14 protein-coding genes and 1 pseudogene are annotated in these 12,889 nt (G+C 27.0%); 7 read left to right on the forward strand and 8 right to left on the reverse strand.

Translation table 11 applies throughout. The features are described 5' to 3' along the window. Positions 1–50: 50 nt before the first annotated feature. The 3 genes and pseudogenes from NJU99_RS07070 to NJU99_RS07080 form a co-directional block, all read right to left on the reverse strand. A complete protein-coding gene (locus tag NJU99_RS07070) occupies positions 51–677 on the reverse strand; it encodes a hypothetical protein (RefSeq protein WP_254578025.1) in 627 nt (208 codons plus the stop codon). A gap of 67 nt (positions 678–744) precedes the next feature. Then, a pseudogene (locus NJU99_RS07075) lies at positions 745–933 on the reverse strand (IS256 family transposase); the annotation flags it as partial. 72 nt (positions 934–1,005) lie between these two features. Next, positions 1,006–2,055, reverse strand: a complete 1,050-nt coding sequence (locus NJU99_RS07080; protein ID WP_254578026.1) for a sensor histidine kinase — start codon at positions 2,053–2,055, stop codon at positions 1,006–1,008. 72 nt (positions 2,056–2,127) lie between these two features. Here NJU99_RS07080 and NJU99_RS07085 point away from each other — a divergent pair, with 72 nt between their 5' ends. Then, on the forward strand, positions 2,128–2,886 hold the full coding sequence (locus tag NJU99_RS07085) for a response regulator transcription factor (protein ID WP_254578027.1): 759 nt from the start codon (positions 2,128–2,130) through the stop codon (positions 2,884–2,886). A gap of 1 nt (position 2,887) precedes the next feature. Here the strand turns inward: NJU99_RS07085 and NJU99_RS07090 are convergent, their stop codons facing one another. From NJU99_RS07090 to NJU99_RS07110, 5 genes are read right to left on the reverse strand one after another with little or no spacing between them, the layout of a single operon-like run. Next, the gene (locus tag NJU99_RS07090; RefSeq protein WP_254578028.1) at positions 2,888–3,736 is read right to left on the reverse strand and encodes an ABC transporter ATP-binding protein; all 849 of its coding nucleotides are present in this window, start codon (positions 3,734–3,736) and stop codon (positions 2,888–2,890) included. After that, positions 3,733–4,422: a molybdate ABC transporter permease subunit gene (modB, locus tag NJU99_RS07095; protein ID WP_254578029.1), complete on the reverse strand. Its 690-nt coding sequence runs from the start codon at positions 4,420–4,422 to the stop codon at positions 3,733–3,735. The genes NJU99_RS07090 and modB overlap by 4 nt, the downstream gene beginning before the upstream one ends. Further along, entirely contained in the window at positions 4,422–4,811 is a 390-nt protein-coding gene (locus tag NJU99_RS07100; RefSeq protein WP_254578030.1) for a TOBE domain-containing protein, read from the reverse strand. Before NJU99_RS07100 ends, modB begins: the two co-directional genes overlap by 1 nt. Positions 4,812–4,821: 10 nt before the next feature. Then, positions 4,822–5,568 carry a molybdate ABC transporter substrate-binding protein gene (gene modA / locus NJU99_RS07105; protein WP_254578031.1) on the reverse strand — a complete coding sequence of 249 codons (747 nt, stop codon included), beginning with the start codon at positions 5,566–5,568 and terminating at the stop codon, positions 4,822–4,824. Further along, a complete protein-coding gene (locus NJU99_RS07110) occupies positions 5,569–6,351 on the reverse strand; it encodes a TOBE domain-containing protein (protein ID WP_254578032.1) in 783 nt (260 codons plus the stop codon). 403 nt (positions 6,352–6,754) lie between these two features. Here NJU99_RS07110 and NJU99_RS07115 point away from each other — a divergent pair, with 403 nt between their 5' ends. The 6 genes from NJU99_RS07115 (at position 6,755) to NJU99_RS07140 (ending at position 12,889) form a co-directional block, all read left to right on the forward strand. Continuing rightward, positions 6,755–7,090, forward strand: coding sequence for a DUF5666 domain-containing protein (locus tag NJU99_RS07115; protein ID WP_254578033.1), 336 nt, complete (start codon positions 6,755–6,757; stop codon positions 7,088–7,090). 117 nt (positions 7,091–7,207) lie between these two features. Continuing rightward, positions 7,208–7,870 (forward strand): response regulator transcription factor, encoded by a 663-nt coding sequence (locus tag NJU99_RS07120; RefSeq protein ID WP_254578034.1) that lies wholly within the window; start codon positions 7,208–7,210, stop codon positions 7,868–7,870. Then, positions 7,867–9,195 (forward strand): sensor histidine kinase, encoded by a 1,329-nt coding sequence (locus tag NJU99_RS07125; RefSeq protein WP_254578035.1) that lies wholly within the window; start codon positions 7,867–7,869, stop codon positions 9,193–9,195. Before NJU99_RS07120 ends, NJU99_RS07125 begins: the two co-directional genes overlap by 4 nt. A 43-nt stretch (positions 9,196–9,238) precedes the next feature. Then, complete coding sequence (locus tag NJU99_RS07130; RefSeq protein WP_254578036.1) at positions 9,239–9,658, forward strand: FKBP-type peptidyl-prolyl cis-trans isomerase; 420 nt, start codon at positions 9,239–9,241, stop codon at positions 9,656–9,658. 139 nt (positions 9,659–9,797) lie between these two features. Next, complete coding sequence (thiI, locus tag NJU99_RS07135) at positions 9,798–11,270, forward strand: tRNA uracil 4-sulfurtransferase ThiI (RefSeq protein ID WP_254578037.1); 1,473 nt, start codon at positions 9,798–9,800, stop codon at positions 11,268–11,270. Positions 11,271–11,395: 125 nt separating this feature from the next. Next, complete coding sequence (locus NJU99_RS07140) at positions 11,396–12,889, forward strand: hypothetical protein (RefSeq protein ID WP_254578038.1); 1,494 nt, start codon at positions 11,396–11,398, stop codon at positions 12,887–12,889.

The raw sequence follows: 12,889 nt of genomic DNA on the forward strand, positions 1-12,889 counted from the left end.
TATAAGATTGTAGTCCTTTCTATATGGTATTGTTTGGTTTAGATTAATTTTCAATTAAACTTTAATTTTAAATATTTTTGTATTTGGGCTATTAATTCTAAAATAATATATGCTGCATATCCTCCTATGGAACTCCCTAATGAACAAATAATTGTGACGGTAAATGAATTCTTAAAAAAATAACTTGTTGTATATCCATCTTCTATTAATACAAAAAAATATCCTAAATGAGTTATCTCAAATATAGCAAACATAAAAAAACAAGAGTATATTAGTAAACTAAATGGACGGTCAACTTTTTTGTTTTCTATAGATTTGATATGGTACACTTTTTTACAATTATTAAGATAGCCTAAACTACATAAGTATGCTTTACCATAAACATATAACATTACGAAAAATAATATTGCTCCTACAACAACAATACTATAGTTATAAATAAACCTGACTTTATTAGCAATACCTGTAGAGTTTGCAAGTTCTGCAGCTCTATCAATATTTCTCAGATAATCATTAAACATATGAGATAGAGAAAATAAATATTCATTACTTGCTACCATCTCATCTGATATAAAAATTAAAGGTATAAACATTAACCCTGCAATAATTATGTAAAAATATCTTTGAAAATATCTTTCTGCCATTAATGTATCTTTATTAAATTCATATTCTTTCATATTATACCTCTACCATGAATTAATTTCATCTTTGTAATCGCTAAATGCACTATCATAAAAATCTTCTCCCATTTTTTCTATTCTTGTTTTCCGAAAGAACATCATTCGCAATAAGTGATTCTACTTCTGCTTCTAAAGCAGCTTCAGTTAGTTGTTTGATAAGTGGTGCTAAGAGACCATCTTTACCAGTAAGATTGTTACCACTTTTAAATTGTTCTAAAACTTCATTAAAGTCAAACTCTATTTTTTCTTCCATTGTCAATCTTTGATATTATTTTATCAGATTGACACGAAATTTCTAACACTCCCGAATTTTAATAAACAAGTATTATTTAAAAAGCTTGATTTTAAATAATACTCCATCTTCGTGGTTTTCTACACTTAACTCACCATTTGAGTGTTTTTCAATAATACTTTTACATATATATAAACCAAGTCCTGTGCCATTTTTACTTGTTTTTGTAGTAAAGTAGGGTGTAAAAATTTTAGCAAGAATATCACTTGAAATTCCCCCTGCATTATCTTTTATATATATTATTTGAAAACTATCTTTTTCATCAAAAGAGATATTTATTTTAGCTTCTTTAATATCTCTTTCTAGAAAAGCGTCTTTTGAGTTATTTAAAATATTTATTAAAACTTGCAAAAGTTCATTTTTATGCAAATATAAAGCTGAATATTTTTTATTTTCTACAATAATCTTGATATTTTGATTTTCAAAAGACTTTCCAATCATTTTAATAGTATCTTCTACTAAAGATAGAGTTGTTACAGGAGTTTGCTCTTTTTGCGGTTCAAAGAAGTTTCTAAAGTCATCAATTGTTTTAGACATATATTGTAAATAATTATTGATTTCATCGGCTTTTTCTTCTACTAGTTCATTTGTTAAATTATTCATTTTGACTTTCATTTTAAGTCTTGTAGCAATACTTGCAATGGTATTTAAAGGTTGTCTCCATTGGTGAGCAATAACTGAAATCATCTCACCCATTGCAGCTAATTTTGATTGTTCAATTAGCATATCTTCTTTTTCTTTTATTTCGCTCATATCTAAAACAGATACCATTTTACACTTTTTGTTGTTTAAGGAAATGGATTTTATTTTAATAATTGCTGGAATAATGGTAGCATCTTTTGTAATAAGAGATATTTCTTGAAATGTTCTACTATTATATTTAATAAACTTTTTATTTGATGTTGGAATTAGTATACCCGTTGCTAGATTACCAATTAGCTCTTCTTCTTTTTCGTAATGCAGTATATTTATTAAGGATTTATTTACATTTTTTATAAATCCATCTTCAATTATTATGATACCCTCAATAGTATTATCCAATATATTTCGTAACTCTAAGGAAATTGTTTTATTTTCTTCCATATATAATTCCTTTATAATCTAAATGTATTATAATACATATAATGTTTTATTGTATTAAAAGGGACAAGATAAATGATTGATTATATACTTTTAGAAAAATATTCAAAAGACATAAATGTATTATTTGTTGAAGATGACGAGTTTATCAGAAAAGAAACAAAAGAGTTACTAGAAGATATTTTTCAAAAAAATATTACTATTGCAGTTGATGGTAAAGACGGTTTTGAAAAATATATGAATTACTATAATGAAAATAAAAAATATTTTGATTTGGTAATTACAGATATAAAGATGCCTAATATGGACGGTATTGAGTTAACAAAACTTATTTATAATCAACATGAAAATCAATCTTTGATTGTATTATCTGCTCATAATGAGTCAGAATATCTAATGCAACTTATAAACTTAGGAATTTCCCAGTTTATTTTAAAACCTATAGATTTTGATAATTTTGTGGAAGTTATTTATAAAGTTTCAAAAGATATTTATTTAGATGATAAGTCAGCTCAATCTGATATTTTAGAAAACCCAATGTTAAAACTATCTAAGAGTTTAACATGGGATAAACAAAATAAACAACTATTAAATAATGAAGAACTTGTAAAACTTACAAAAAAAGAGTATCTACTTTTTGATTTATTATTGAAAGTGCCTGAAAAAACTTGCACTAATGAAGAAATACTAAGCTATTTATGGCAAGATGACGATGATAAGTCACCTGATATTACAAATTTAAAAAATATAATCTCAAGACTAAGAAAAAAAGTTCCTGAGCTTAGAATCGAAAATATTTATAGTTTAGGGTATAGAATAAATACTCTACCATAAACTATTTTACTACGGGAGCAAAAGCTTTTGTTCCTACATTTATTTTTGAGCCAATTTTTAGACCTTGAAGCTCTTGATTACTTAAAACTACCTCAACAAGTTGTTGCCCTATACTTATAATAGCAATATTCACTACATCAATTTTTATAATATCAAGTATTTCTCCCTCAAAAGAGAATTTTTGAGAACCTTGAGTTTTTAATAGTACATCTTTAGGTTTTCCATCATTTAAAACTTCACCATTTTCAAGTAAAATCACTCTATTACTTAGTTTATATATTTCCCTTGGTTCATGACTAACCATAATAGTTGTAGTATTAAACTCTTTATGAAGGCTTAAAATTTCATCTTGTAAACTATTTCTCATTTTTGGATCAAGCGCGGATAGGGGTTCATCAAGTAATAAAAGCTTTGGTTTATTCATCATAGCTCTACAGATACTAAGTCTTTGCTTTTGACCTCCACTTAAGCTATTTGGGTATCTATTAATAAGATTTTTTAAATCACATAGTTCAAGTAGTTTAAAAGCTAAATCTTTATCTTTTTTTACATAAAGTAGATTTTGTAAAACACTCATATTTTCAAATAGGGCATAGTCTTGAAAAACAAAACCAATATCTCTTTTTTGAACTGCTAAATTAGTTTTATCATCTAGCCATGTAACGCTATTTACTTCAATATTGCCATTTGCACTCTCTAAACCTGCAAGTATTCTAAGTAAAGTTGTTTTACCACTACCACTTTTACCAGTAAGAGCAATAAAATCACCTTTTTGTATCTGCAAGTTTACGTCTAGGTTTATGTCACCTATTTGTCCATGAAGACTTTTTTGAATATCAATTTTAATCATATAAAACTCTTTTTTTGCTTATTGTTAAATATATATACCCCTAAAAGCACTACAAAACTAAGAACTAACATAATAGCACTATATACATGAGCCATATCATAATCTAAGATTTCTACAAACTCATATATAGCCACAGATGCAACCTTAGTTTCACCTGGTATGCTTCCTCCTATCATCAAAACCACACCAAACTCTCCAACTGTGTGGGCAAATGTTACTATAAGAGCTGTTAGAAGTGAGGGTTTGATATTTGGTAGGGCTACTTTAAATAGGGTAGTTAGTTTACTTTTACCACTTATATAACTTGCTTCTAACATATTTTTATTTAGGTTTTCAAAACCACTTTGTAGGGGTTGAACCATAAAAGGTAGGCTATAAAAACAACTAGCTATTACTAAGCCTGTAAAATTAAATACAAGCTGTATTCCAAAAGTCTCTTCAAAGAAAGCTCCTATATATGAATTGCTTGATAAACTCCAAAGTATATAAAAGCCAATAACAGAAGGTGGTAAAACAATTGGCAAGGCTGTTAATGCTTCAATAAAAGGTTTTACCTTAGAGTTACTTTGACTAAGCCACCATGATAAGGGCAGAGCAAGTATAAACAAAATAACAGTTGTAATAAATGCTAGTTTAAAAGAGATATAAAAAGGTGTTAATTCTATACTTGATAGTAATTCAAACATTATAAGACCTCTTTTATTGATATTTCACTTGCTTTTATTAAGACTATTACTTCATCATCTTTTTTTAATCCCATCTTCAAAGATGCACTACTTGTTATAATAGCTTCTTGAATATCTCCACTTAGGTTTAAACGAACTGAACTTAATAGCTTTCCATTTTCAACTGATTGTATTTTTGCTTTTATTTGATTACTACAGCTAAGCTCTCCTGAGAACTTTTTTGCTAAAGTTATGTGAGTTGATTTAATACATAAGGCTACTTTTGTTCCTACTTTGATACTATCATCTAGTTCTAAACTTAGCATTTTTAAAGTATTTCCATGAAAATTAAATTCTACAAGATGTATAATTTCTTCCTTTTGTATACTTTTTACTACTGCTTTTAACATATACAAACTCCTATTTTACTATATATCCGTAGTTTTCTAAAATACTCTTAGCTTCTTTTGAGAACAAGAAATTATAGAACTTTTTAGCTTCTTTTTTATTTTTACTATTTTTTAAAATAATAGCCCCTTGCTTTATAGAAGTATATAGTTTCGGGTTAATGTGTATATAGTTTAATCCTTCTTTATACTTAGACATTTTTGGACTATAAAGCATAGATTTTGCGATAAAACCAATATTTGCAGCTGTAAATGTATATGAAAGAGTTTGTGAAATAGACTCACCATATACAAACTTTTTTTGAAGTTCATTTAAAAGCTTTGTATTTTCCAAAACTTCAAATGAGGCTTGACCATAAGGAGCAGTTTTTGGATTAGCTATTGCTATATGTTTAATATCTTGATTTTTTAATAAAGCTAAGCCTTTAGAAAAGTCTTGTTTTTTCTTTGAAAACAAAGATAATGAGCCTCTTGCATAAACTCTTGGAGTATTTAAAGCTAAGCCATCTTTGTATAAAGCTTGGGGATACTTCATATTTGCAGACATGAAAACATCATAAGGTGCATTGTTTTTAATCTGCGCTGTTAATTTACCACTACTTCCTAAAGTAATATTTACTTTAGTATTAGGATTTGTTTTTATAAACTCTTTTTTTAACTCTTTGATTGCATAAGATACATTTGCAGCAAGGGCTATATTTAAGGTATTTGCATATAAACCACATGAAAGTAAAGCAATACTTGCTAGAATCTTTTTCATTTATTTACCCACCATAATATCATTTGATTTTATATAGGCATATACAGCTTTCCCTACTTCAAGCCTCAGGTTCTTAACAGCCCCTGTTGTAATAATAGATGTAATAGTCTCATTTTCACTAATATCAATAGTAACTTCACTATTTGTAGAGTTTTTTGTGATATCTTTGATAATACCTTTTATTTTATTTCTGGCACTTATTGCTATATCACTACTTGTAGATAAAAGTATATTATTTGAGTTAAAAATAGCTATTACTTCGTCATCTTTTTTTATATCTAAAGACTGTAGGGCATCATATGTAATATTTGCAAAAAGTTCATGGTCACTTTTAGGGACTATTATTATATTTGCATTTACTTCATTTGATACTATTTTATCAACTCTTCCTATTATTTGATTTCTCGCACTTATTTGCATTGCTAGTCTTCCTATTGTTTTAAATGTTCCTGTATCTATGTTTGTTAGTTCATTTAACTTTTCCATAAATCTTTTTTGTTCTTCTTTTAAAAGTAAGTAAGTATTGATAATACTTTCCCCATATGAAGTAAGAGCAGTTCCTCCACCACCTTTTCCTCCTGTCTCTTTTGATACAAGAGCTTTAGCTGATAAGTTATTCATACTATCTATTGCATCCCATGCTGTTTTATAACTCATAGGAACAGCTTTTGCAGCTTTTGATATTGAACCATGTTCTTTAATAGCAAGTAGTAAATCTATTCTTTTTTCTAATAAAAAAGGCTGGTCAAATAACTCTAAAGTTAAGTTTGATGATATATTCACTTTATTCCTTATATACTTAATTATATAGCGTTTGTAAAATATTAGCGTTGTATACCTTAGTATACAATGAAAGCTTTTTACTCCTATACGGTGTTTGTTAAATAGTAAGTAGAGTTTAGTACTTTACAAAGACTGTTTTTGCATTGATATATGCTATAAAAGCTCTGTTTTGTACTTATGTGTAAAAGTTTATCTTACAAAATGAAAGATTTTTTATGATTTAAACAAATTTTTTTATTCCTATACGCTAAATGTAAAATTGTAAGTAGGGTATAAAGTAATACATCTATAAAAACTTTAATATATTTTTATTTTCTAAAATGAATAAAATTTCATTTTCACTTCACTTATAGTTCATTTAGCTCTTATATCATTACAGCAACAAAACAAAAAAGGATTACAAATGATGAATAAGAAAATGTTAGTTAGTTTAGGATTAGTAACTTTAATACCACTTGCTATTTTTGCAAGTAGTGATAGATATGATTTTGATGATAAAAGAAATTCTAATTATCTAAAAGAAAAAGGTATAAATTTTATTTTTGAGGGAAGATTAGATGAAAAACCAATGAATAGTCTAAATGGTAAATGGATAATTTCAGGTAAAACTGTTATTGTTGATGATTCTACTATAATTAAACAAGAGAAAAAAGTATTTAGAACTGGTGATGAAATTGAGATTTCAGGTATAAGATCAAATGGAAGTATAAAAGCAATTACTTTAAAACAAGATGATTAATAGCTGTTTGTATAAGATTTTATAGTATATATAAATAAACAAATGTAAAAGATATGTATATATTGTTAACTAATTTATTTTTAGGCAATATATACATATTTGTAAGAAAGAGGATAAATGAAAATTTTATTAGTTGAAGACAATCCAAATATATATGATTTTTTAAAAAAAGCATTAGAGCAAGATTTTTATGCCGTTGATATAGCAACAGATGGAAAAGAGGGTTTTTACTTAGCTACAGTGAATAAATATGATTTAATTATCCTAGATGTTATGCTTCCATTTATGAGTGGATTTGAATTATGTAAACAGTTAAGAGAGTATAAAATTGATACACCTATACTTATGCTAACAGCAAAAGATGACAGTGAAGATATAGTAAATGGTCTTGATAGTGGGGCTGATGACTATTTGACGAAACCTTTTATTTTAAAAGAATTACAAGCTAGAATAAGAGCAATGCTTAGAAGAAAAACTTCTAATACAAGTGTTTTAAAATATAAGGATTTACAACTAGATACTATAAAAAAGTCTGTGTATAGAAATAAAACAAAGATAGATTTAACTGCTAAAGAGTTTTCCATATTAGAGTTGTTAGTTCGAAATGAAAACAAAGTTGTAAGTGATTCTATGATAATCGAGCATGTGTGGGATATGAACTATTCAAATGCTTCTAATTTAGTAAAAGTTTATATTTACAGACTAAGAAATAAAATAGACAAAAGCTTTGAGGAAGCCTATATACATAATATAAAAAATACAGGATATACATTAAAATGAAATCTATAAAATTTAAACTATTTACAGCATTTAGTCTTGCACTATTTTTGATACTGTTTTTCTTATCAATTTTTTCTATACATTTTTTTACACAAAATCAAGAAAATGAAGCCATAAGCAAAGTAGAGAAAAATTTAATTATTGTTAATCAAACTTTAGCTTCAAATAAAAGATTGGATTTACTCTATTCTCAGTTAGACTTAAAAGAGCAATTTCTTTTTATCTTTAAAGACAATAAGTTAGTATTTACAAATGAGTCTGAACATGAAACAAAAGAGATATTAGAAGAGTTAAGACAAATAAACTTTTCATCTTCAAACTTCATAAAAGTTGATGATTTTGTAGTTTCTAAAAATAAATACAATGAGTTTAGTGTTTATATGGGTATTGAAGATGATTATATTGAAGAAAGAAACGAAGCTATTATAAGTAGTATAATTACAATGAACAGTATTATCTTTGTGGTATTTATAGCTTTTATATATTTTATTATAAATAAAACTATTAGACCTTTAAAAGATATTTTAAATGATGTAAAAAATCTTCAAAAAGGAAATGATTTATCTAAAAGACTTAAATCAAATAATACAAAAGATGAATTTGAGCAGTTAACAAACTCTTTTAATGAAATGCTTGAAAATATAGAAAAGAGTGTGGAGAATATAAAACAGTTTTCTTCAGATGCTTCTCATGAGCTTAAAACGCCTCTTACTATTATTCAAGGAGAAATTGAGCTTGCAAAAAGTAAAGATCTAAAACAAGATGAATTTTATGAAGTTTTAAACAAGTTAGATATAGAACAAAAAAAGCTACAAGACATAATAAGAAACTTTTTACTTTTAGCAAGATTGGATAAAGAGGCTATTAAAAAAGAGAAGTGCTTTTTAGATACTTTAGTTTTTGAGTGTATTGAAACAAATTTAGATATCTTAGAGAAAAAAGGCTTAGAGCTAAAACTTGATATACAAGAAGCCTTAGAAGTAAACTCTAGTAAGAAGTATTTATCTATTGTAATAAACAATCTTTTATCAAATGCTATTAAATACACAAATGAAGGCTCTATTAGTATTAAAGCAAATAAAAATGAGCATTTTACTTTTTTTGAAATAAGCGATACAGGAATAGGTATGGATAAAAAAGATACTTCTATGATTTTTGAAAGATTTTATAGAGTAGATAAAGCAAGAAGTGATTTCAAAGATGGAATAGGTATTGGTTTATCAATTGTAAAAAGAGTTTGTGAGAGATTTAATATTTCCATAAAAGTTGAAAGTAAACTTGAAAAAGGAAGTAAATTTTCACTTAGATTTACTAATTTTCATTAAAGATTTTTTTGATATAGTTAGGCATTTTAAATAAGGAATACAAATGGCTATTAAAAAAGATCAATTAGTAACTATGACATTTGAATTAAAAGTAGATGATAGAATAATAGAAAGTAATATGGGTGAGAAGCCAATGACATTTGCTTTTGGTTCAGGACAATTATTAGCAGGTTTTGAAGAATTAATTGAAGATATAAATGAAGGTGAAACAAGAACTGTTACTGTAAAAAGTGATAAAGCTTATGGCCCTTATGATGAAACTTTAAATGAAAAAGTTCCAGCAGGTGAATTTGAAGGTATTGATTTACAAATAGGTATGATTTTAGAAGGTGAAGCTCAAGATGGCTCAGTTTTAAAAGCAACTGTTACAGATGTTACAAAAGATGAGGTAACTGTGGATTATAATCATCCCTTAGCAGGAAAAGATTTAACATTTAAAGTATTTATTGAAAAAATCGTTTAATTAACTCATATAAAAATCTTATAAGGTAGATAGTGTTTTAAATACTATTCATACCTTATTTATTCTTTTTTACTCTACACTAAACTTAAAAATCTTATGTTATAATTGCGCTTATATAAAAAGATAAGGTATTTAAATAATGGAAATGTCGAAAGATAAGACACAAAAATTTGTAGTAAAGTTCTTCCCAGAAATTATGGTAAAAGGAACAAAAGCAAAAAGACAAATGGTTGGACAGCTTTATAATAACCTACAAACGGTACTTCATAAAATAGATGAAAAAATCACAGTAAAAAAATTTTCAGACAAAATGGAAATAACTTGTGTAAATGAACTTATAGAACAAGTAAGACAAAGACTTAAAGATACTCCTGGTGTTGAGTTGATTTTAGAAGTATTACAATTTGAAAATGTGACTACAATTGATGAAATAAAAATAAAAGCAAATGAGTTAATGTCTCATGAAATTAAAGATAAAACTTTTGTTGTAAGAGTTAAAAGAAGTGGAACACATGAATTTAAATCAACAGATATAGAACAAACTGTTGGTGGATATATGTTAGCTCATAATGAAACAAAAGGTGTAGATTTAAGAAATGCTGAGGTAACTATAAATATTGAGCTTGTAAATAATCAGTTAAATATAGTAACTAAAAAATATAGAGGTTTATCAGGTTTCCCTATTGGTAGCCAAAATTCTATTTTATCTTTAATGTCAGGTGGTTTTGACTCAACTGTTGCTTCATACCTTACGATGAAAAGAGGAATTAAAACTCACTTTATTTTCTTTAATCTTGGTGGAATTGCTCATGAGATTGGAGTTAAACAAGTAGCATATTATTTATGGAATAAATTTGGTTCTTCTCATAGAGTTACTTTTACTTCTGTTCCTTTTGATGATGTTGTAACTGAAATTTTTAAGTCAACTAGTGAGCCTTATATGGGTGTTACACTAAAAAGACTTATGGTTATGGCTGCTGAAAAAATAGCTGATGAAATGAAGATCGATGCTTTACTTACAGGTGAGAGTGTGGCACAGGTTTCAAGTCAAACTTTAAGAAACCTAGCTTTAATTGATAAAGTTTCAAATAAGCTAATTTTAAGACCCTTATCTACTATGAATAAACCTGATATTATAGAAATATCTACAAAAATAGGTACTACAAGATTTGCTGAGAGTATGCCTGAGTATTGTGGTGTTATTTCAAAAAGTCCAGTAACACATGGTTCATTTGACAGAATGGAAAAAGAAGCTAGAGCTTTTAATTATGAAGTTTTAGATAAAGCTGTAGAAGATGCTGTTGTAGTAAATGTTGATGAGATAGATGATGATGTAAATGAAATAGGTCAAATTGATGTTGTTTCAGATTTATCAACTGGAAATTACACTGTAATTGATATTAGACAAAGCGATGATTGCATTGAGACTAGTGTTGAGACGTTAAAAATACCATTTTATAAATTAAAATCACAATTTAGAAAACTACCTCAAGATAAAGAGTACTTATTTTATTGTGACAAAGGAATTTTAAGTCAATTACATGCACAGTTTTTAAGAGATGCAGAGGGTTTAAATAACATAAAAGTTTACAGACCTGAGAAAAACAACTAATAAAACAAAAGAGTTTAATACTCTTTTTGTTTAAATAATCTGTCTTTAAGCCTTAAAATAGGCAATCTAATAAGAAATAAAGCAAATAAAAACTAAAATTTAGTATATATAAAAAAAGGTGAAAAATGACAAGTTTATCTGCAGTTGAGAACTGGCTAAAAGAGCACTCAATTGAGAATTATACAATTTCAGATGATTTATATATTACTGTTCATGGTAGTGTGAATTTAAATGAAAAAATTAGAGAAAAAAGACTTCCTGTAAAATTTAAATTAGTAAATGGTTATTTTGATATAAGTAATAACCATTTAGAAGCTCTTGATGGTTGTCCTGAAAAAGTTGGAAAAGACTTTAATTGTTCTAAAAACAATTTAGAGTCACTACTTGGTGCTCCTGTAAAAGTAGGAGACTTTGACTGTTCTTATAATAAATTAGTTAACCTTTCTTATTGTCCAAAAGAAGTTATAGGTTTTTTTAATTGTTCAAACAATCAACTAACATCTGTAAAAGGAAGTCCAAGAACAATAAAGGGCTATTTTAGATGTGAACACAATAAAATAGAATCCCTAAAAGGTGGACCTAAATATATTGATGCATATTTTGATTGTTCTCATAACTATATCAAAGATTTACATGGTGGACCAATTACAGTTGTTCAAGACTATATTTGTAATGGAAATCTTTTAAAAAGTTTAGATGGTATTGCTGATACTATTGGTTGGGATGTAAGAACTGATGTTAGATTAAATAAACTTGCAAATAGTTATAATGAAGAAGAGAAGTTTTGGAAATATAAGGGAAAAGATGTAGTTTCACATGTATATAAACCCTTAGTTGCTTTATGTAATAAAGAAGATATAAGCAGATGGCTTGCTAAACATGATATAAAAAGTTTTGAAATATTACCAAACAATTCAGTAAATGTAAAAGGTAGTGTAAAACTATCTGATAAACTAGCAAACCTTTCAAAACTTCCACTTAGTTTTAACGAAGTGGAAGGGGATTTTGATATTAGTAATAATGAACTTATCTCTCTTGAAGGTTGTCCTAAGGTTGTTCATGGAGACTTTCTAGCTTTTAAAAATGAATTAGCTTCTTTAAAAGGTGGACCTAAAGAAGTTACAGGTAGTTTCATAATTCTTAAAAACAATATAAGCTCACTTAAGTTTTCCCCATCTATTGTAAAAGAAGACTATATTTGCTCTCATAATCCTTTGAAAGACTTAGATGGAATCAATACAGTTGAGGGATCGATATTTACAGGTGTTTTTATTCCACATGTAAAAGCCCAAAAATATGTTTATAATTCAGTTACTACATATAAATATGCAGGTGAGGGTATTACAGAATACTTAGATAAGGTCTATGTAACTTTAACAGAAGAAGAAAAAGTTTATGAAAGAACAAAAGCAAATCTAAAAAGTGCTATTACAAGACTAATTGAAAGTGACAGTTTAAAAAAAGAGATGATAAACGACACTTTAATAAGAAATCTAGAAAAGTATCATTTAGATGATTTAAAACATAAAGTCTTACTTATTAAAAATCCAAAGCCAAGAACTAAAGAAGAACTAACAGAAAGTGATGTTTTAAAAATGGCATTTGAAGTGGAATTATAG

Origin of the sequence: Arcobacter roscoffensis (assembly GCF_024267655.1) — a bacterium.
In the GTDB taxonomy this organism is placed as follows: Bacteria; Campylobacterota; Campylobacteria; order Campylobacterales; family Arcobacteraceae; genus Arcobacter_B; species Arcobacter_B roscoffensis.

Bases quoted from the DNA above. Each gene is read 5' to 3' on its own strand.
- NJU99_RS07080 (WP_254578026.1), bottom strand. From the start codon at position 2,055: ATGGAAGAAAATAAAACAATTTCCTTAGAGTTACGAAATATATTGGAT.
- NJU99_RS07140 (WP_254578038.1), top strand. From the start codon at position 11,396: ATGACAAGTTTATCTGCAGTTGAGAACTGGCTAAAAGAGCACTCAATT.
- NJU99_RS07090 (WP_254578028.1), bottom strand. From the start codon at position 3,736: ATGATTAAAATTGATATTCAAAAAAGTCTTCATGGACAAATAGGTGAC.
- modA (WP_254578031.1), bottom strand. From the start codon at position 5,568: ATGAAAAAGATTCTAGCAAGTATTGCTTTACTTTCATGTGGTTTATAT.
- NJU99_RS07070 (WP_254578025.1), bottom strand. From the start codon at position 677: ATGAAAGAATATGAATTTAATAAAGATACATTAATGGCAGAAAGATAT.
- NJU99_RS07120 (WP_254578034.1), top strand. From the start codon at position 7,208: ATGAAAATTTTATTAGTTGAAGACAATCCAAATATATATGATTTTTTA.
- modB (WP_254578029.1), bottom strand. From the start codon at position 4,422: ATGTTTGAATTACTATCAAGTATAGAATTAACACCTTTTTATATCTCT.
- NJU99_RS07115 (WP_254578033.1), top strand. From the start codon at position 6,755: ATGATGAATAAGAAAATGTTAGTTAGTTTAGGATTAGTAACTTTAATA.
- NJU99_RS07085 (WP_254578027.1), top strand. From the start codon at position 2,128: ATGATTGATTATATACTTTTAGAAAAATATTCAAAAGACATAAATGTA.
- NJU99_RS07100 (WP_254578030.1), bottom strand. From the start codon at position 4,811: ATGTTAAAAGCAGTAGTAAAAAGTATACAAAAGGAAGAAATTATACAT.
- NJU99_RS07130 (WP_254578036.1), top strand. From the start codon at position 9,239: ATGGCTATTAAAAAAGATCAATTAGTAACTATGACATTTGAATTAAAA.
- NJU99_RS07125 (WP_254578035.1), top strand. From the start codon at position 7,867: ATGAAATCTATAAAATTTAAACTATTTACAGCATTTAGTCTTGCACTA.
- thiI (WP_254578037.1), top strand. From the start codon at position 9,798: ATGGAAATGTCGAAAGATAAGACACAAAAATTTGTAGTAAAGTTCTTC.